The organism is Gemmatimonadaceae bacterium, assembly GCA_016720905.1.
In the GTDB taxonomy this organism is placed as follows: domain Bacteria; phylum Gemmatimonadota; class Gemmatimonadetes; order Gemmatimonadales; family Gemmatimonadaceae; genus Gemmatimonas.
Genome location: JADKJT010000037.1, coordinates 36,792 through 56,919 on the forward strand (window position 1 = coordinate 36,792; position 20,128 = coordinate 56,919).

Annotated in this window: 16 protein-coding genes and 1 pseudogene; 11 read left to right on the plus strand and 6 right to left on the minus strand. The window is 64.7% G+C overall.

Annotated features, from left to right (window positions below):
- Positions 1 to 443: 443 nt before the first annotated feature.
- Genes IPP90_23340 through IPP90_23350 form a run of 3 tightly spaced genes read left to right on the plus strand, consistent with a single transcriptional unit; the run spans position 444 to position 2,415 of the window.
- Positions 444 to 683 (plus strand): FMN-binding protein, encoded by a 240-nt coding sequence (locus tag IPP90_23340; protein ID MBL0173568.1) that lies wholly within the window; start codon positions 444 to 446, stop codon positions 681 to 683.
- Positions 680 to 1,582 carry an FAD:protein FMN transferase gene (locus IPP90_23345; GenBank protein ID MBL0173569.1) on the plus strand — a complete coding sequence of 301 codons (903 nt, stop codon included), beginning with the start codon at positions 680 to 682 and terminating at the stop codon, positions 1,580 to 1,582. Before IPP90_23340 ends, IPP90_23345 begins: the two co-directional genes overlap by 4 nt.
- Positions 1,570 to 2,415 carry an RnfABCDGE type electron transport complex subunit D gene (locus IPP90_23350; protein ID MBL0173570.1) on the plus strand — a complete coding sequence of 282 codons (846 nt, stop codon included), beginning with the start codon at positions 1,570 to 1,572 and terminating at the stop codon, positions 2,413 to 2,415. Before IPP90_23345 ends, IPP90_23350 begins: the two co-directional genes overlap by 13 nt.
- Here the strand turns inward: IPP90_23350 and IPP90_23355 are convergent.
- The 4 genes from IPP90_23355 to IPP90_23370 form a co-directional block, all read right to left on the minus strand.
- Complete coding sequence (locus IPP90_23355; protein MBL0173571.1) at positions 2,315 to 2,905, minus strand: hypothetical protein; 591 nt, start codon at positions 2,903 to 2,905, stop codon at positions 2,315 to 2,317. The two genes, IPP90_23350 and IPP90_23355, sit on opposite strands and share 101 nt — an antisense overlap.
- Before the next feature lie 100 nt (positions 2,906 to 3,005).
- On the minus strand, positions 3,006 to 5,858 hold the full coding sequence (locus IPP90_23360; GenBank protein MBL0173572.1) for an Ig-like domain-containing protein: 2,853 nt from the start codon (positions 5,856 to 5,858) through the stop codon (positions 3,006 to 3,008).
- 130 nt (positions 5,859 to 5,988) lie between these two features.
- Entirely contained in the window at positions 5,989 to 7,587 is a 1,599-nt protein-coding gene (locus IPP90_23365) for a GMC family oxidoreductase (GenBank protein ID MBL0173573.1), read from the minus strand.
- Positions 7,588 to 7,591: 4 nt separating this feature from the next.
- Positions 7,592 to 8,164, minus strand: a complete 573-nt coding sequence (locus IPP90_23370; GenBank protein MBL0173574.1) for a hypothetical protein — start codon at positions 8,162 to 8,164, stop codon at positions 7,592 to 7,594.
- Positions 8,165 to 8,314: 150 nt separating this feature from the next.
- Here IPP90_23370 and IPP90_23375 point away from each other — a divergent pair, with 150 nt between their 5' ends.
- The 5 genes and pseudogenes from IPP90_23375 to IPP90_23395 all read left to right on the plus strand — a co-directional run bounded on the left by IPP90_23375 (position 8,315) and on the right by IPP90_23395 (position 12,788).
- On the plus strand, positions 8,315 to 9,388 hold the full coding sequence (locus IPP90_23375; protein MBL0173575.1) for a saccharopine dehydrogenase NADP-binding domain-containing protein: 1,074 nt from the start codon (positions 8,315 to 8,317) through the stop codon (positions 9,386 to 9,388).
- Entirely contained in the window at positions 9,381 to 11,315 is a 1,935-nt protein-coding gene (locus tag IPP90_23380) for a propionyl-CoA synthetase (protein MBL0173576.1), read from the plus strand. Before IPP90_23375 ends, IPP90_23380 begins: the two co-directional genes overlap by 8 nt.
- Positions 11,316 to 11,367: 52 nt before the next feature.
- Positions 11,368 to 11,625: a DUF2132 domain-containing protein gene (locus tag IPP90_23385; protein ID MBL0173577.1), complete on the plus strand. Its 258-nt coding sequence runs from the start codon at positions 11,368 to 11,370 to the stop codon at positions 11,623 to 11,625.
- Between the two features lie 13 nt (positions 11,626 to 11,638).
- Positions 11,639 to 11,764, plus strand: a pseudogene (locus IPP90_23390) (methionine sulfoxide reductase).
- 277 nt (positions 11,765 to 12,041) lie between these two features.
- Complete coding sequence (locus tag IPP90_23395) at positions 12,042 to 12,788, plus strand: PEP-CTERM sorting domain-containing protein (protein ID MBL0173578.1); 747 nt, start codon at positions 12,042 to 12,044, stop codon at positions 12,786 to 12,788.
- A 63-nt stretch (positions 12,789 to 12,851) separates the two neighbouring features.
- Here the strand turns inward: IPP90_23395 and IPP90_23400 are convergent, their stop codons facing one another.
- Complete coding sequence (locus tag IPP90_23400) at positions 12,852 to 13,442, minus strand: hypothetical protein (protein MBL0173579.1); 591 nt, start codon at positions 13,440 to 13,442, stop codon at positions 12,852 to 12,854.
- Between the two features lie 35 nt (positions 13,443 to 13,477).
- Positions 13,478 to 15,970 carry an Ig-like domain-containing protein gene (locus IPP90_23405; protein MBL0173580.1) on the minus strand — a complete coding sequence of 831 codons (2,493 nt, stop codon included), beginning with the start codon at positions 15,968 to 15,970 and terminating at the stop codon, positions 13,478 to 13,480.
- Between the two features lie 228 nt (positions 15,971 to 16,198).
- On the opposite strand from IPP90_23405, the gene IPP90_23410 reads away from it, so the two are divergent.
- The 3 genes from IPP90_23410 to IPP90_23420 all read left to right on the plus strand — a co-directional run bounded on the left by IPP90_23410 (position 16,199) and on the right by IPP90_23420 (position 20,047).
- Positions 16,199 to 16,426 (plus strand): zinc ribbon domain-containing protein, encoded by a 228-nt coding sequence (locus IPP90_23410; GenBank protein MBL0173581.1) that lies wholly within the window; start codon positions 16,199 to 16,201, stop codon positions 16,424 to 16,426.
- 72 nt (positions 16,427 to 16,498) lie between these two features.
- Positions 16,499 to 17,740, plus strand: coding sequence for a DUF1343 domain-containing protein (locus tag IPP90_23415; GenBank protein MBL0173582.1), 1,242 nt, complete (start codon positions 16,499 to 16,501; stop codon positions 17,738 to 17,740).
- A gap of 3 nt (positions 17,741 to 17,743) precedes the next feature.
- Positions 17,744 to 20,047, plus strand: coding sequence for a hypothetical protein (locus tag IPP90_23420; GenBank protein MBL0173583.1), 2,304 nt, complete (start codon positions 17,744 to 17,746; stop codon positions 20,045 to 20,047).
- Positions 20,048 to 20,128 lie beyond the last annotated feature (81 nt).

Here is a 20,128-nt window from a genome sequence, read left to right on the forward strand (position 1 = left end):
CAGCGGCAGGGGGCGCTGAAGCGCCGCGTGTTGGCGCGCCGAGCATCGAATCGGCTGCCGTTGGTGAGGTGAAGGCGGGAGCGACCGCGGTTGTGCCACCGGTGGCGGTATCGGTGGAACCCGAGGCCACGCCGAAAGCCGCTCAGAAGTCGGTCACAAAGGTCGCTGCTACGCCAGCCGGCGAACCGCTGGCCACGTCGCACGAAGCGACCGCATCGGAATCGGCCGTTGGCGCGTCCACCGACGCCCACACGCCAACGTCGGTGACGCCCTCGGTGTCATCTGCCGTGGTGTTGGCAGCCACACCGTCCGCGCCGGCGTCTTCGCCCGTCGTCGGCGCGACGCCGGCCACCACCGTCCCATCACCTGCTGCGGCTGCCACCACGGACGCATCGACAGCGGCTACCGCTCCGGCCAAGCCGGTGTGGCGCGACGGCATCTTCATGGGACGCGGCACGTCGCGACACGGCGACATCGAAGCGATGGTGGAGATCAAGGACGGACGCATTGTGGGCGCGGTGATTTCCCAGTGTTTGACGCGCTACTCCTGTTCGTGGATCAATCACCTGCTGCCACAGGTGGTAACGCGACAAAGCGCCGACGTGGACTACGTGTCGGGTGCGACGCAAAGCGCCAACGCGTTGTACTACGCGGTGCTCCAGGCCCTCGCGCAGGCGAAGTGACGCGCGACGAGGCGTACGTGTGCGCCCATGCGTTGATGGGGACGACGGTTTCGGTGCAGGTGATCGGTCACGGGGCCAGCCAACGGGCACGACGCGATCGCCAGCGCGGCGTCGATCGGGCCATCGGATGGTTCACGCATGTCGAGTCGGTGTGCACGCGCTTTGACGCGCACAGTGAATTGCGTCGATTGTCGACGCGCATCGGTGAGGCGGTGCCGGTGAGCCCCCTGCTGTTCGAAGCGGTGCAGTTCGCGTTGGCGGTGGCGGACGCGAGCGACGGTGCCTTTGATCCCACGGTGGGGCATCGCATGGAAGCGCGCGGCTTTGATCAGGCGCATCGCACGGGTGCGCGGGTGGCCTCGGACATCAGCGTAGCGGAAGACGTGAGCTATCGCGATGTGGAGCTCGACGCCGAGGCGCGCACCATCACGTTGCACCGACCGTTGGTGCTGGATCTCGGTGCGGTGGCGAAGGGGCTGGCCCTGGACATGGCGGCGCGCGAGTTGGCGCCGCTGGTCAATTTCGCGCTGGACGCGGGCGGCGATCTGTTTCTGGGCGGACACAATGCTGCGGGTGACGCGTGGGCGGTTGGTTTGCGGCATCCACACGACACGACGCAACTCCTGGACACGATTCATGTGACCGACACCGCCGTGTGCACCTCCGGCGACTACGAACGACCGGGACACATCCTGCACGCGGTGCATGGCGAATCGCCAGCGACGATGGCCAGTGCCACGGTGGTGGCGCCGTCGGCCATGGTTGCCGACGCGCTGGCCACGGCCGCCTATGTGCTTGGACCGACCGACGGCATCGCCTTGCTGGAGCGCCACGATGTGAGCGGGTTGCTGGTGACGTCCACGATGGATCGCTACACGACGCGCGCGTGGATCCAATGACGGAAGCGGCGATCGCGACTCCAATTCAACCCTGGCGCGGGCTCAAGCGGTTCTTCCGCACGCCGAAAGGATTGCTGATTCTGGTACTGGCGGTGCTCATCCCGCTGGCGGCGTACGGCAGCGGCGGCATGGTGGTTGCGCCCGGCGTGCTGGCGGCGGCATTGGCGGCCATGCTGGTGGACGCACCAATCCTGCGATGGCGCGAGAACGCCTGGGAGTTTCCCAGCGGGGCGCTGCTGACGGGGCTGCTGGTGGCGATGGTACTCAGCCCGCATGAGCCGTGGCACATCGCCGCCGTGACCGCGGCCGTGGGCGTACTCAGCAAGTATGTCGTGCGGGGCCGTTCCGCCAACGTCTTCAATCCGGCGGCGTTGGCGCTGGTGGCCACCTTCTATGTGTTCGACACCGGCCAGAGCTGGTGGGGCGCGCTGCCCGAGTTGCCGATTGCGGCGATCGCGGCGTTGTTCGCGACGGGGCTCTACATCACCGTGCGCGTCAACAAGATGCCGGCGGTGCTGGCATTCCTGGGCGTGTACTACCTGCTGATCACGATCACGGCGTTCACGGGCGATCCGGCACACGTGGCCGAGTTGTATCGGGAGCCCGATTTGCATGCCGCGCTGTTCTTTGCGTTCTTCATGGTGACCGATCCGCCAACGTCACCGCCCAAGCCGCGCGACCAGATCACGTTTGGCGTGATCACGGCGGTGGTGAGCTACGCGGTGTTCGAACTCATTGGCGCGGCGTATTTCCTGCTGGCGGGTTTGCTGGTGGCGAACGCGTGGGAAGCGTGGCGGCGGTATCGGGTGCGCGCCGCGCGAACAGCGCAATAATCCGATCATACCAATGGGTGCGCGTCGGCATGGTGCGTGCGGATTCGCGATCACCGGGTGTGCGACAGATGGGGCAGTTGCTCATTTTCGGTTCCTTGCCGAACTGCACCACGGCCGGTCCGCGGATCACCACTTTCCGATCGATCGTGTCGTTTACGGTGACGGTGATGATGAGCGTCGAACCTGATACGCGCCCGACAAACTGCGCCGGCATGGTCGGACCAATCGCGACCGGGTAGGCGCGCAGCAGGAAGCTGCCGGATACCGTGAAACGCCCGTCAGTGTCGAGCGTGACGTGCCGTGGAATGTCGCCGTAGGTGCAGCCGATGTGCACATGCAGCAGCGTGTCCGTGACAATGACGCCGGCGCTGTCACCGCCCCACGTGCCGACGGCGAGCACGCCGTTGGCCGGGGGGCCGCTGGGCGAGTCGGTATCGCAGCCGATCGCGCATATCAGGGCGACGGCGATCATGGTGCGCACAGGATTCATCGCGGTGGTTCCGGTCGCGGAGTGGCGGGGCGTGGTTACAGGAACAACCATACCCACGCGTGAACGGTCACTCACGCGCGGGTATGGCGACTCCACTCCTTCAGTTGAAGTACACGTTCACCATGAACTTGGTCGGATCGATGGCCGTGGTCTGGCACACGGCGCGATACTCCGGGTGTGACCAGTCATTGTGCATGTAATAGAGCGAGCCTGATGTGAACACGCTGGTGGCAACGGACTGTCTGAGGTAGCCCGAAATAACGTCGCCAGACTTTCTGAGTGGCACGTCATGGAGACGGAACTGGATTCGCGAATCGGTGGTGATCATCCACTTCGGGGCGGGGTCTGAACTGAATTCGTAGCGCAGACTCTCAACGAGTCCCAGATATGAACCCTCGATATCAGCCCAGGTGGTGTCACCGACTCCAGGACGCAACGTTCCGTGCACGCTGACCGTGTGTGTGGCTCGCCAATCGTCAGTCACGAATGGCACCGAGCCGCTGGCCGAAAAGTTCGCGCCGTCGAATTTGAGCGTTGCGAGCGTGGGCCCGATGTCTGGCCCCCATGGGCTTGTATTGAGGCCAATCGTGGTCGGGCACGCCCAATCCTGACCGGGGCTGGCGCTGTTCATGACAATCCAATCGCCGATCGACACACTGAGGGAAGTGTAGCCATAGGTCGCTACGCGCACGTCTGCCATCGTGATGGTTTGCGATGTGTTCGTGCTCCACGGAACGGTGTACGGGCCGAGGTCGACGGAGTCGAGTCCGCCATTCGTTTTTGCCCGATACATCCGCAAGCGTGAGGTCCCGGGGTAGAGACGCGGCAGGAAGAACCGACCGTCCGCCAAGGTCAACCGCTTCCCGGTGGTGTATTCGGAACTTCCGACTTTGACCACCGAGGCGACTTCGACTCCCGCAACCGGCAATCCGCGATCGTCGAGCAGTCGACCAAGCGCGTTGTAACTCCAACCAGCGGGTTCGAGCACGGCGGCGAGTGCCTGCTCACTGCCGGCGAGCCCTTGCAGGGCGATACGGAGTTCGTCGGGTGTGCGAGGACCGTCGGCCAACACGCCAAGGAGTGACGCAATTCCGACGCCCAGGGCCGGCGCACGCGAACGTGACAGCGGTCCATAGTGATCGTACACGAGCGTGTCCGCACCGGTGCGCGTCAGGGCGGCCAGCATCGCCCCGCCGAATCCCTCGAGACTGGGAAAGTCCGTCGCGGTCGGCGTGGTGCCCATCATTTCGCGCACGCTCAGATTGGGCGTCAGCGAGCGCAAGTCCCACTTCGTCAACGTGCCGTTGATGCTGAAGTCGGCGAAGTGTGAATACTCCTCAATCAGGCTCCGGCGAAACCCGTTGGTCACGAAGCCGAGATCGTGAAACCCTGTGGCCGCGTAGCTCAGGAGTTCATTGTATCGCGCGTCGCCCACGAGCATATGCGTCACGTAGTGTGTGACCTCATGGCTGGCCGCGTGCGGAAAGTCCGGGAGGCTGATGTTGTAGTAGATCGTGGGGACGTAGCCGGTGAACAGACTGCACCAGTAATACCCATCCCCGGTCGCTCCGGCGGACAACGTATAGGGCCGCTCGGCCATCGCCGTCCGCAGTCGCGCGGCGTCAGCCACGGACAAATTGGCCAGCCACCAGTCGATTGCGCGTTGGGTCTGCAAACGCAGTTCTCCGCGCTTCGTCGACGTCGATGACCCGGCCGGGATCGGTGCCGTCGCATATGCCTGTACACTGGGACGTGCTCCCACGGTGACAGAAGGCGTCAGGGCGGCGACCCGCATGCTCGCACTGCGCGCAGCACTACGTGCAGCACTACTCGTATTGGGTTGAATCAGGAACACCACCGTGTCGCCGCGTACGCTTTGCAGCGGAAGCCCCCACCATCGCACCGAATCCCTTCCGTTGGTGGCCGCGTCGAACACCTGTCCGTAGAAATAGCCGTCCAACTCGCCACCGGGCGGTCGTGTGACCGCCATCTCCACACGCTCGGATCCACTGAAGTTCACAGTGGCGCGCGTGGCGCCCGCGTCGGGAAGGTCAGGACCACCGACCACCCGGGCTACCGACAGTGTTCCATGGCCACCGGCCGGGAACTCGACCCGCCAACCGGTTACCGTGTCGCGTATCGAGGTTGAGGCCCCCGTGTTGACCGCGTAGGTACGTCTGGGCGCCGTCGCCACACCGCCGACTGCTACGGCTGTTGCGACGAAGGTTGGCGGTGTCGAGCTGCTCACGACATCAGCGTCGATGATGGTGACCGTCACCTGCGGTGTCCCCGGTGTGCTCCCCATGGTCCACGAGCCGGTCGTCGCGCGTCCGTCAGCATCGGAACGCGGTTCCGCGACCGCGACAGTGCTTCCCGCATTCGGTGAAAATCGGACACGAACGTCGGCGATCGGCGCGCCGTTGCGATCGGTCACGCGCACCGTAGGCGGGATGAACACCGGGGTGCCAACAATGGCCTGCTGGCCATCACCGTCAAGCGCGGTGACGATCGCATCAAGTGCTGGATCGGCGGTGGCCGTGAGCGCCACCGGAGTGCCCGCTCCTGAAGCCAACTGCACGGTGAGCGTCTGAACGCCTGCCGTCGCGCCGAGCGTCCAGCGGACCGTGGCGCGGCCCGCGCCGTCGGTGATTGCCGATGCGGGATCGACGAGACCGCCACTGGCAGCAAATGTCACCGACGCGCCGGAAACGGCTGCGCCCGCCGCGCTCTGCGCAAGCACGACAATGGGGTCCGACAGCGTGCGTGTGATGCGGGCGTGTTGATTTGCGCCAGAGACGACGACCACCGCAGTGGCTGTCGGCGGGGGCGGGGTTGGGGGCGCCGTGGAATCTCCGCCACCGCACGCCGATAACAGCAGGAGTGAGCCAATCACGGCGACGCGCGTGATGGCGTCAGCGGCATGATTGATGGAAGCTGCATGAACGGAGCACATCCGTCCTCCCGTATTGCATTGGAATCGCTATCGCATTGGGACCGCTATCGCTCAGTGCGACGATCTATTGGTGCCGCGCGAGGCGCCGGCCGGCAATCGGGGAGCCCAGTGTCACGTGTGCGGGAAACGCTCACACCACCGCGGGCGGCACGAAACTCATCGCGTGTTCGGCGAGTGCGGTGATACTGAGCGCCGGATTCACTCCGGGATTGGCCGGCATCGCGGCGCCGTCGCAAATGAGGAAATTCCGATAGCCAAACGCCTGATGTCTGGCGTCCACGACACCTGATTCGGCCGTGGCGCCGATCGGGGCGCCGCCAAGGATGTGCGCCGTGGTGGGAATGTTGGCGGTGGCTTCAAACACGCTGCTCTGGGCGACGCCGCCGGTGTGACGGGCCAGCCATTCGACGCATTCATTGGCCACGTCGATGAATGTCGGATTTGGCTTGTCCGGATTCTGTTCCGTGCGCAGCGAGATGCGCCCGAACAGGCCCCGTTTGGGGCGAAAGGCGATGGCATTGTCGCTGGTTTGCATCACCAGCACCACCAGCGTGCGCTTGCTCCACCCGAAGGGCCAGCGGCCACGCAGAAACCGCAGCGGATGACGGGCGATACTGCCCAGCATCATCAACGGGCGCGTCACGCGCGTGCCCTTGCCGGTGAGCGGGGCGAGCAGCAACGACATGAAGTCGCCACCCTGGCCATAGGTGCAGAACTCGATGTGCGTATCGTCACGCGGATGGACGCTGGCGCTGATGGCGACGTCATTCCAGGTGGCGCGGGCGTCGTCGGGGAGCGTGATGGCCAGGATGGACTCGCTGTTGGTGCGGACGAGTTCGCCCAGCCGATCGCTCAAGCGTGGCAGCGATCCCGATGCCTTGCACTGGATGAGCAGTTGGTTGGTGCCCAGTGCGCCCGCCGCGACGATGACGCCGCGTGCCGTGAACGTGCGGCGACCCTTGGCCAGCCAGGCGCCCGGCACCTGCGTGGTCACGCGATAGCCGTCGCTGCCATCGGTCGCACCAATGGGCGCGATGTCGGTGACCTGACAATCGGGAACGAGCGCGGCACCACGCTTCTCGGCAAACCACAGGTAGTTCTTGAGCAGCGTGTTCTTGGCTCCATGTCGGCAGCCCACCATGCAGGCACCGCACTTGATACAGCCCGTTCGGTCCGGCCCATCACCACCGAAGTATGGATCGGAAACCGTTTCTCCCGGTGTTCCGAAAAACACGCCAACCGGAGTGCGCGTGAAGGTGTCCGCAACGCCGAAGTGCTGGCCGACTTCCTTGAGCAACTCCTGGCCGCCACTGGCGAACGGCACGGTCTGCACGCCCAGCATGCGTTCGGCCGTGTCGTAGTGCGACTGCAGCGCCGTGCGCCAGTCTTCCAAACCAGCCCACTGCGGATTCTCGAAGAATGCCGGCTTGGCGCGATACAGTGTGTTGGCGTACACCGTGCTGCCACCACCCAGGGCCGACCCACTGGCGATGAAGATGTCGCGAAATGGCGTCAATCGCAGAATGCCGCGCAACCCAACCTGCGGCGCCCAGAGAAAGCGCCGCAGGTTCCATGCGGAGGCGGCGTACTCGTGGTCGGCGTGTCGCCGCCCGCTCTCGAGCACGGCCACCCTATAGCCCTTCTCACTCAGACGCAGCGCGGCCACGCTGCCGCCAAATCCGGAGCCGACGATGATCCAGTCGTAGTCGAAGCCGTTTGGCGATGCCATTCAGCTAGCGGCCGCGGGGCCTGCCGGTGCGCACGCCACCGATGATAATGGGGATGCCACGGAAACCGCGGTAGAACGGACTGAAGCCGTAGGAGCCATAGTATCCGAAGCCGGCAAACATGAAGGGATCGTACAGTGGATAGCGCGCGTTGTTGTACGAACGATCATCGCGCTCATTCGTTTCCACTTCCAGTGGCGCGATGGCCACCGACGCGTTGCCCAGAACGTCCTTGCAGGCGCGCTTCTCCTTGATGGCCTTGGCCACCAGCTTGCCGTCCATCCAGAGTTCCATGGCGGCCTTCGACTTGGAGTCGAGTTCCACCAGTTCGCGCGCGCCCAGGGTGAGCTTGACGTGCTCGGTCCCCTTTTCGAGGGCGTATTCCACATCAACCGGCTTGGCGCCGTCGTTGCGAATGACAAAACGGTCGTCGCAGCGATAGCCAAAGGTGAGCTGGGCGATTTCGGCGACCGGCGTCCGTGACACCTCGGTGATCTGCGCGCCAGCCGGCGAAGCGCCGGTGATGCTGCCGACCGCGAGCGCCATCAACGTCATTGGGAAAGTGAATTTCGACCGCATGGTGTCTCCTGTTGTCGTCGCCGAATCGCGCTCGGCCCACGCCGAGTCACGCACCGGCCTTCACTGCATTTGACACGCTCGAAGAATAGCACCCTATATGTCCGGGAACGAGGACGGGGGTGTCCGGAAACGACCGCAGGGTGCAGACTCATGGGTATGCGTACCCATCTGCTGTTGTATGGAGCAACCGGATATGTCGGCGAGGCCACCGCGCGTTTTGCGGTCGCGTCCGGAATGCGGCCGATTCTGGCGGGTCGAAACGCCGGCGCGTTACAGCGCTTGGCGGGCGAGTTGGGCGTGGAGTATCGGGCCTTCGCCCTGGACGATCCGGTCGCGATCGACACGGCGCTGCGCGAGGTCGCGGTCGTGCTCCATTGCGCCGGTCCATTCCTTCACACGTACCGGCCCATGGTGGACGCGTGTCTGCGCACGGGCGCGCATTATCTGGACCTGACCGGCGAACTGCCCGTGTACGAGGCGATTGCCGCACGCGATGCGGACGCCAAGTCGCGCGGGGTGATGCTCATGCCGGGCGTTGGATTTGATGTGGTGCCCACGGACTGTCTGGCGGTGCATCTCAAACAGCGATTGCCAACGGCGACGCATCTGGCGCTGGCCTTTCGCAGCAAAGGCCCCGGCGGCCTGCCGCCCGGCACGCAGCGCACGGTGATCGAGATGCTGGCGTACGGCAACCGGGTGCGACGCGATGGACGACTGGAGCGACCCACCGAGCCCATGAAGAACCGCGTCGTGGATTTCGGACAAGGACCGGTGACCGTGACGCAAATGATGTGGGGCGATGTCTTCACGGCATACTACAGCACCGGCATTCCCAACATCGAGGATTACACCGTGCTGCCGCGCGCGGTGCAGAAACAGATGCGGGTGTTGAGCGTGCTGCGACCGCTGTTCAGGATCGGGGCGTTACGCAACTTGCTCAAGCGCGGCGTGAAGCCCGGTCCGACGGCTGCGGCGCGGGCACAGACGGTGACGCACGTGTGGGGCGAGGTGACTGACGCGCAGGGCGGGAAAGCCGTGTCGCGACTGCATGGTCCGGAAGCGGGTGTGGAGTGGACGATGCGCGCGGCGTTGGCGGTGGTGAAACGTGTGCTCGGCGGGCAGGCGCCGGCGGGATATCAGACGCCGGCGATGGCGTATGGGGCGGACTTCGTGTTGGAGTGCGAGGGGGTGACGCGGGAGGACGTGGTCGGTGAACATGCATAGTCGTGGCGCGCTCACGGCCTACGACACGGCCTACGCGGCGGCCACGTCCGACCCCGAGACGTTCTGGGCAACGGCCGCCGACTCGCTGCACTGGGATCGGCGCTGGGATCGCGTGCTCGATGACCGCGCGGCGCCTTTGTATCGCTGGTTTACCGGCGGTGAACTCAACACGTGCTACAACGCCATCGATCGCCATGTCTTGAATGGGCGTGCTGAGCAAGTTGCGGTGATTTACGACAGTCCCGTGACCAATACCAAGCGCATGATCACCTACCGCCAACTGCAGGGCGAGGTGGCGCGATTTGCGGGGGTCTTGCGCTCGCTGGGCGTGCAGCGCGGCGACCGGGTGGTGATCTACATGCCCATGACGCCCGAGACGCTGGTGGGGATGTACGCTTGCGCGCGTCTGGGTGCGGTGCACTCGGTGGTGTTTGGCGGGTTTGCGCCGCACGAACTGGCAGTGCGCATCGACGACGCGCAACCGAAAGTGGTGCTCACGGCCAGCTGTGGCATCGAGGTGCAGCGGGTGGTGCCATATAAACCGTTGCTGGACCAGGCGCTCGCTCTGGCCACGCATCAGCCATCGCACTGCGTGGTGCTGCAGCGTGACGTGCTGCGGTGCGACCTGGTGGCGCCGCGTGACATCGACTGGCAGGTGGCCGCCGCGAGCGCCATGCCGGCGGATTGCGTGCCAGTCAAAGCCACCGATCCGCTGTACATCCTGTATACCTCAGGCACGACCGGGAGCCCCAAGGGGGTGGTGCGTGACAACGGCGGCCACGCGGTGGCGCTGCTGTGGTCGATGCGCAACGTGTATGGCATTGAACCCGGCGAGGTGTTTTGGGCGGCCTCGGACTTTGGATGGGCTGTCGGGCACTCCTATATCGTGTACGCGCCGCTGCTGGCCGGATGCACCACGATTGTGCATGAAGGGAAGCCGGTGGGCACGCCGGACGCCGGCGAGTTCTGGCGCGTGATAGAAGAACACGACGTGCGCGTGTTGTTCACTGCACCTACGGCATTCCGCGCCATCAAGCGTGAAGATCCCAAAGGCGTATTCTTTGCCAAGTACGACACGTCCCGGCTGAAGGCGCTGTTTCTGGCCGGCGAGCGACTGGACCCCGACACCTACCATTGGGCGCGCGCACTGCTGCAGAAACCGGTGGTGGACCATTGGTGGCAAACGGAAACCGGTTGGCCGGTGGCGTCAAACTGCCTGGGTCTCACGCCGTTTCCGGTGAAACCGGGCTCACCCACCAAGCCGGTGCCCGGCTATGTCGTGGAGATTCTCGACGAAGACGGCAATCGTCTGCCCGCAAACAGGGAAGGCGCGGTGGTGATCAAGCTGCCGCTGCCACCGGGTACGCTGCCCACACTCTGGCGCGACGACGCCCGCTACATCACCACCTATCTCACGAAGTATCCGGGGTACTATCTCACCGGAGACGGCGGTTACATCGACGAGGACGGCTACCTGTTCATCATGGGACGGGTGGACGACATCATCATCGTGGCGGGGCACAATCTGTCGACCGGTTCCATGGAGCAGGCGCTGGCGAGTCATCCGGATGTGGCCGAGTGCGCGGTGATCGGGGTGCGCGATGCGCTCAAGACGCAGGTGCCGGTGGGTCTTGTGGTGCTCAAGGCGGACGTGACGCGCTCGCACGCGGCGATTGCCGCGGAACTGGTACAGCTGGTGCGAGACCAGGTGGGACCGGTGTCGAACTTTAAGCAAGTGGCGGTGGTTGCGCGATTGCCCAAGACGCGGTCGGGAAAAGTGCTGCGCAAAACCATGCGGGCCATTGCCGATGGCGATGCGTGGGCCGTACCGGCCACGATTGATGATCCGGCGACCCTGGTGGAAATCACGTCGGCGCTCAAGACGCTGGGGTTGGCGCGTGGTTCAGGATCGTCGATTGGCGGCTGAGACTGCACCGAGGCAGTGGATCGCGTCAGTCACGCCGCGCATATTCCGCACCATGACTGAACCGCGACGCGTCGATCTGCTGCATGGTGTCACCCTCAAGGCCATGCTCGAGCATCTGGTCGAGCGCTATGGCTGGGATGGCCTGGGGGATCGCATTGCGATTCGTTCGTTCACGCACGACCCAAGCGTGACGTCATCGCTCAAGTTCCTGCGAAAGACGCCGTGGGCGCGCGAGAAGGTTGAAAGCCTGTATCTGCATTCGGCCGCGCATCCCCGGAAGACCAAACGAGTGGAGCCGGCGGACGACTGAACGGCGTGATCATGACGGCCCGAGGCCCACCGGTTTGCGATACTGCATCAATTCCGCATCACTGCGCTTCATTCCGGCGGCGCAGTTGGAACAAACCGGCTACGCGCAGTACGCGAAGCTGTTTGCATCGAAGAAGTAGGCGCGAGGCCGGGTGGCCGTATGCGGGGGTGCCGCTACAATCGTGGCGCGCGCGCCTCGCCTCTGTAAGTGGAATCTCCGACGTGGCGGTGGTGGAAACACCGCGTTTCAGCTCGAACGCCTGCGGAGTGCGCGCTTCAGGGTATGGCGGGATAAATGCAGTAAATCCAAGTGCGGCGTGCTCATCCTGTGCATCGCCGCATCCTGGAGGAACAATGACCCGAAGACTTATTTCTCTAGCCGCGGCGCTCGCGGCGACCGCCTTGGCGGTTCCCTCAATGATCCACGCGCAAGTGGTCACCACGGGTGCTTGGAACACCATGGTGACGCCAAACAATGATCTGACGCCGTTCTGGGATGGCGCATCCTCGGATGGCACGAACTGCAATGTGGGTCGATTTCTGCTGTACACGGCCGGCGCGGGATTTGGCTCGTGCAACAACCAGAAACCCACTGATCCCTTTGTGAATGCGAATGCCGGTCGACTCGGGACTACGGCCAGTGCACCGAATGGTTCATTCCTCGGCGCCGCAACGGCAAATGCGCCCGTGGGTTTCGCGTTCAAAGCCGGCTCGTACCAGTTGGAGTTTCTGGCGAACATTGCCGCCTACGGACCACCTGGTCAGGAATTGTGGGCCTTTGGTGCCGGTTCCAGTGGACCCGTGCAAATTCAGAAGCTCTACGCCGTCGGTTCCTACCCGAGTGCGCTGACCAGCATTCTTGGAGTAACGTTTGCTACTGACTGGTTCCTCGGAGCGCGTTCAGCGGCGACGGGGAATCCTTGGCTGTATAGCAATGATACCAATGACCCGCACTATGCGTTGTTCAGCGAGCGCGGCGCAACGCAGGATAATGATGGATATCGCTACTGGGCGGCCTTTGGCGACGTTCCTACCGGTGATCACGACTTCAACGATCTGGTCATCCAGGTCCAGGCCGTCCCGGAGCCGTCCACGTGGGCGCTCATGATCTTCGGTCTTGGCGCGCTGGGACTTGCTGCACGTCGTCGTCAGCGCACGATGTAACGAACCCGACGACTTGTTCCTCCAAACACGCGGGCGCACGAACGGTGCGCCCGCGCTGTGCGTTTACGGCTGGCGCAGAACGCCAAATGCCTGTGGCGCGCGTTTGGGAGATCCAACCAGGAAGACGCGCGCGCCCATCTTGTCGCGCAAGGCGGTCGGCAGTGCGATGACGGCGGAGCGCGAACCGGACGCCGTCTCAAGGAACACCCGACCACCGACGTCAACCAGAATGCCATCGCGCGCTTCCACACCGTCGGCGGCACGCACTGAGAACTCGTGGACCCGAAACACGATCGCGCCACCGGGCGCGGCATCCAGCGCACGTTCGTTCACGCGTGTGCCACGCACCGTGACCTCCAACCCTTCGGCCGCCGCCAGCTCGGCCTGCTGGTCACCGGAGAGCGCGAGCGGTGCGGAGTTGGCCGTCGAATAGAGCACGAGCCGACTGCCAGGATCTGCGCCGATTCGGCGAATGACGCCGCGGGCCGTATCGGCGGGAGTGGCCGGTGCGCGACTCGGTGTTGGACGCGCGCGCGACGGGTCGCTGGAATCGACGTGCGGCACCTCGACAGACTGCGCGACCGTGTCCGCTGGTCGCACGCTGTCAGCCACGGGGGTGGCGCGCTGCGTGCCGGTGCACCCGGTAGCGAGCATACTCAGGACGACAACGCGAACGTGAACCCGCATGGTTACTGCAACCGCGTGATGGCGATTCGCAGGTTCGTGCCTGGCGCCGTGGTGGCGTTGGTCCGGAGGTTCAACAACTGCGGCGCGGTGAACGCGCCGGTCAATTCAAAGTAGGCGTGAGCACCGCCACGGATGACCGGCACCTGCGCCACAAACGCACCATACGCCAGTGGTGTTGGCGCAATGGGGAACGGCGTGTTCCACCGGGCCGTCCAGAGTGGTGCCGCATTGAGCGATGCGTAGATGTCCCGAAGGTTCCAGGTGGCGAACTGGATGTCCGGGCTCGGATTCACGAGCCCCGGGTAGTCATCGGCGACGAGCGCCAGCCCCCACCCGCCAATGAGTTGATCGAGTGATGCACCGGTGACGGCCGTGAGATTGGTCACACCCGTGGTGGTGGCGTTGGTGAGGGCTTGCAGGAATGCGGAATCCGATGCGGCATAGCGGTCTGCCGCATAGCGCACCAGTGACCACGTGGTCTGGTAAAAAATCGATCCCGACTGCCCCGTCCCATCGCCGTAGGGCGACCAATTCCAGGGCTCAATCAACTTGTTTCGAATTTCGTTGAACTGCCGGCGCACGCCGTAGCTGGGGCGTCGCAGCGGGTCACCGGCATTGCAAGTGGCGTCGAGTGGATGGAAGTCACAATACATGCCGTTGTTGGAGGCGCGCCCGAAACCGCTGTTGCCCTTGAAGGGCACGTGGTGCATCGATTCGCGCACCCACAACTCCTCGGCGTGACGCGCGGTGCCTTCCTCCAGCCAGGACTGCTCAAAGGAGGGTGCATTGTTCGCCACTCTGGCGGACAGCGCCGCAATGTGTTTGACCTCATGCACCACCGTGCGGGTCATGAAGTAGAACCACCCGTCGGGGAAGCTGACGCTGTTGACGTTCGAGCCGGCCGTGGTTGGCACCGAGCCGTAGAAGTACTGGCCGAAATTGCTGCCCTTGGAGACTGCGCCCGGGAATTGATCGCACGACGTCACATACGCGGCGGCGCCCGAACCATTCAGGCGCTCGGAAAACACCATGGCGATCTTACCGTCGCCATCGGTGAGCGAGTCGCGCAACAAGGGGTCGGCAAATGAGCGACGCACCGACGCGTACTGCTCCTGGTCGAAGATCTGACCAATCCGACTGTAGAAATCGGCCAGCGGCGCGTCCGCGCTGGATTGCAGGACATTCGCCGAGTCCTCCCAGATGACGGATTTGGTCCCGACGCGTATCGCCTTGGCGCGCATGACCCGGGTGGTGTCATTGCAGCCGCCGGAGAAGGTGAAGAACACGTTCTTCATGTCGCCAACCGCAACCTCGGCGGCGCGCTGGGCAAGTGCCGATGGGCGCGGTGCGGCGGGTGTCACGCGCATCGTCGCCATCAACCGCTCGTAGTCCTGCCGGTTGCGTTCCAGCATCGCGAAATGCTGCTGCTCACGACGGCTGTTGCGCGCGTCGTCGGGGGAGAGGATCTCGATGGATGCGCGCGGTGCAGCCCGTGACGCCGCCACCACGCGTACGCCACCGGCGGCCGGCGTGTTGCCGGCCAGTTCGAAGGCGTTCAACGTGTTCTGCGAGGTGGCCGCGCTGAACACGGCAATGAGATATCGCGCCGGACCGCCGGTGGCCACGAGTTCATTGCAGGCTGCAGCGGTGCTGCTGGCGAGAATGAGCGCCTGACCAGGTGCCACGGTGCGCTGCGTGGTTGCCACCGGGTGCGCCTTGGTCGCCGGCGTGGCGCCGAGACTGGATACGCGCACGTCAGCCGCGCCCGACTCGACACATGGTACCGTGACAACAATCTGGGTGCTGGTGATAGTGACAATCGGAGCCGGCGCGCCGCGGATGCTGACGGATGCGCCGCCAAGGGACGTATCGAAGCCGGTGCCGGTGATGGTGGCCGTGCCTCCCGGTGACAGCGTGGCGGGTGTGATGGATGTGATCGTGGGCGCCGGCGCCTGCACCGTCAGCGCGGTACCTCCAATCTGCGATTCACTGGTGGCGCCGATTGTCACCGTACCGGGAGCGTTGGCCGTGACCCGACCAGACGCGTCGACGGTGGCGATGGACGGAATACTGGTGCTCCACGTAATCGTTCGGCCCGTGAGCACGTTGCCGGCCGCGTCTCGCGTTACCGCCACGGCCTGTTGTACCGCGCCAACCACCATGGTGTTCGAGGGCAGGGTGACGGAAACCGATGCCACCGGGACCGGCAACACGGTCATCGCGGCGGTGCCTGTCACGCCCTCGCTGATAGCCTGAACGGTGGCGATGCCTGGCGCGATCGTCGCGAGCGCACCCGTTGCTGATATCGTGGCCACCGACCCGTTCGTCGTGGTCCACGAGATGGCGCGCCCGGTGAGCTCGGCGCCTTTCGCGTCGCGAACGGTCGCGGTGAACTGTTGGGTTGCGCCGGCGATGAGGGTCACAGAGGCCGGCGTGACCGAGACCGACGCCACCGGGATCGGCTTGGCAGGCGAATCGCCACAGGCGGCAAGCATGAGCGGCGCGAGCGCGCGACACCACCGGCGCGCGCGGCGTGCCGAGCGACCAAGCGGGCGTGCGATTGACGGAAAGGGAATCATGGGTCGAAGCGTCCGTTCTCAGGCGCCGGGTGTCAAGGTCGGTGAGATTCTCGACTTGCCCCACCCGCTCGGTAAGGGTTCCCGTATCATATTTCGAATGCCGGATTCGACCGGACTGACCCTGAACATGCAGGAGTGCCCGTCATGCCCACCTATGTGTATGAAACCATTCCCGAAAGCGGCACCGACGCGCCGCAGCGATTCGAGTTGCGCCAATCGATGTCGGAGCCCAGCCTGACCGTGCATCCGGACACCGGAGCACCAGTCCGTCGGGTGCTGTCTGGCGGACTGGCGACCTTTACCGAGGGACCATCATCCTCGCGCCCCGGACCTGCGGGCGGGTGTGGAACGGGATGCGGCTGCGTGTCATGAACGCGTGACGGCGCCCGCACGCGCGCACATTCGTTGTTGACGATGCGCCGGGTGCGTTGCACACTGTGCCGTATGCGCCCAACTCTCGCCGCTCTTTCGCTGGCCCTGCTCGGTGCCAGCCCCGTCGTCGACCTGCCCGCACAGTCATCAGCGGGCGTCATCCCCGGCATCGAAGTCCTGCTCACCGACTCACTGCACCTGATCAGGGGCAAACGCGTCGGGCTGCTGACCAATCACTCGGGCCGCGACCGCAAGGGCACCAGCAGCATCGACCTGCTGTTCAAGGCGCCGGGGGTGAAGCTCTCCGCGTTGTACGGGCCGGAACACGGAATCCGGGGTGTCGCGAAGGCCGGCGAGAAGATCAGCTCGAGTGTGGATTCCGCCACGGGCGTGAAGGTGTACTCGCTGTACGGTGATGTGGAATCGCCCACGGCAGACATGCTGAAGGACATCGACGTCTTGCTGTACGACATTCAGGATGTCGGCGCCCGCGTCTACACCTTCGAGTGGACGCTGGCCTTGGTCGCGGCGACGGCGAAGAAGCCAATCATCGTGCTCGATCGACCCGATCCCATTCGCGCCGATCGCATCGAGGGGAATATCCTCGATCCGCGATTCGCTTCGCTGGTTGGGCAGCATCCCGTGGCGCTGCGTTACGGCCTCACGCCCGGAGAATTGATGCGCTTTTTGGTTGGCACGAAGCTCATCGATGCGCAGGTGACGGTGATTCCGATGAAGAACTACCGACGGGCGATGTGGTTTGACGAGACCCGCATTCCGCGAGTGAACCCTTCGCCGAACCTGCGCACCCTGGACGCCGAGTTGTTGTATCCGGGTACCGTGTTCTTCGAGGGTACCAACGCTACAGAAGGACGCGGCACCGACGCGCCCTTCACGCTCATCGGCGCGGCGTATCTCACCGACCACGTGGCGATCGCGGCGGAGCTCAATGCGCTGAAACTCCCGGGCGTGCGCTTTGATACGGCGACGCGTACGATCGAACCGGGCTACAAGTTTGCCGGCCAGACGATTCCGATGATCCACGTGCGGGTGATCGATCGCAACGCGGTGCGTCCGGTGGAGCTGGGCATTCGCATGCTGCGCGCGTTCTACGCGCACCATCCCACCGAGTTCAAGTGGCGCGAGCCATCGGTGAACGCGGCGGGGCGAATCAAGTCAATTGATCGACTGGCGGGTACGGACCAGCTCACCAAGGCGGTGGAGCAGAACACCGTGGACGCCCTGGTCAAGCAATGGGATGCGGATGCGGTGAGGTTCGCGACGATGGTGAAGCCGTACCTGTTGTACCGATAGCCGATGACACGAGCCCACCGGCAGCCCGGCTTTGTCCTCGCCGCTGCCTGTGTGGCGCTGGCGAGCCGTCTCGCTTCGCCTGTGCAGGCACAGCCCGCAACGTCGCTGGTGCTTGGCGACGCGGCGCTGCGCGTGGAGTTGTCCGGCACTGATGGTCATGTGGTGGCGCTCCGCGACTGGACCGGACGGCGGTTGGCCGGCGCCGCGGCCGATTCGATCGGTCTCTGGTCGCTGGATCTCATGCCCGGCGGTTCATCATCCGCGGTTCACGCATCGCAGGCCACGCACTTCACGTCGCGACACGCAGGTGCTCGCGGACTGGAGTTGACCTGGAGTGGCTTCGACGGCACGGCCATTCCTTCCTTAAGGGTGGTGGCGACGGTGCAGTTGCGCCCGGACTCCACGTCGGCCTGGCGCATAAGCGTGCAGGGCATTCGCAGCTCACGGGTGGAACGCGTGCACTATCCGCGCCTGACCGGCATCGCGACGCTGGACGCGAAGGAAGAACTGGCCGTGCCGTCGTGGATGGGACAGCGGGCGCGCCATCCGCGTACCATGCTTGCCGGCGCCGACGGAGCGGGACGACGGCTGGAGTTTGCCTATCCGGGCGCGACCTCGATGCAAGTGATCGCGCTCTCGAATGCCACCCAGGGTGGACTGTATTTCGCGGCCGACGATTCCCTGGCGTACCGCAAGAGCTTCGCGTTGTGGGGCGAGCGTGATGGATCGGCGGGTTACGATATGGTCCATGTCCTGTCGGACCCCGGCGTGGCCGATCGCTATGCCCCGGCGTACGCGGCGCTGGTTGGTGCGATTCCCGGCGACTGGCTGACGGCGGTCGAGCGCTATCGCGCCTGGGGCACGAAGCAGTACTGGGCACGGCAAAGCCGATTGCGAACCGGTGTCACGCCGGCGTGGATGCGGGCGACGGGACTCTGGGTGTGGAATCGCGGCACATCAGACGTGGTGCTGGAGCCGGCAGCCGCGCTGCAACGCGATGCGAAGCTGCCGGTGAACGTCTTCTGGCATTGGTGGCACAATGGGCCCTACGATACGAGCTTCCCCGACTATCTGCCACCGCGCGAAGGGGCGATTCCGTTCACAAAGGCGGTGGCCAAGGCGCACAGTGACGGCCTGCATGCCATTGTGTACATGAACCAGCGGCTGTGGTGCGTGAACACGCCAAGCTGGACGCGCGAGAACGCGGAGCGCTGGGCGGTGCGCGAACGCGACGGCAGCGTGCGGCAAGAGACGTACAATGTGTTTGATCCGAAGCCGTGCGCGACGATGGACATCGCCACGCCGTTCTGGCGGAACAAGTACGCCGGGATCGCCGATACCGTGCTCAAACAGTACGGCATCGATGGCATCTATATGGACCAGGCGGTGCTCAGCCTGATCGATTGGAGTCCCGACCACGGGCATCCCGTGGGGGGTGGCAACTACTGGATGCAGGGATTCCGCGCGCTGGCCCGTGATCTGCGCACGCGCAACGCGTCGCGCCCCGCAGGATTTGCCGGTGAGGGTGGTGGCGAAAGCTGGATGCCGGACCTGGACGCGTTTCTCACGCTGCAGGTGAGTCAGGAGCGATACGCGGATCCGGCGTCAGGATGGGAAGTGATCCCGATGTTTCAGGCGGCATATCATCCGTTTGCGCTCACGTATGGAACGTACGGGTCGCTGACGTTGCCTCCGTATGACGCCCTGTGGCCGGTGGAGAAGCAACCAGCGACGGCCATGACCTTGCTGGACCCGAAGTATGTGCGGCAGTTCCATCTGGAGCAGGCGCGCATGTTCGTGTGGGGGATGCAGCCCACCATTGCCAACTTCCTGCCGGACCAACTCACGGAACGGCGACGGGAGATCGACTATCTGGAGCGACTGGCGCGATTGCGCTATGGACTGCGCGAGTTCTTCCAGACGGGCACGTTTCTGCGCGCGCCCGAGGTGGAGGTGCCGACGACGGAATTGTTGCTTTCGCGCATTTCCATCTACGCGGCGCGACTTGGCGGACCCACTGAAGCGCGCATCCAGTCACCGGACGTGCTGGCGTCGGCGTGGCGCGCGGCCGACGGTCGCGTGGCGATTGCGCTGGCGGGGATCAATCAGCAGGCGCTCGTGGCGACCGTGCGACTGCCTGCCGCTGCCTACGGATTGCCGGCTGGCACGCGTATTGTGCGGCACGATGACGTTGGCGCGCGGCCGCTGGGCACCCTCGGCGCAACGGCGCGGAGTATGTCGGTGGCGGTTGAGGCGTTGCAGGGGGTCGTGCTGGAGTTCATTCCGCCGGTGCCCAGGCGGCGCTGAGTGCAACGCATCGGTGGCTTGGCGATACCTTCGAGTTGAAGGGCATTTTACCGCAAAGGCCGCAAAGGACGCAAAGGAACT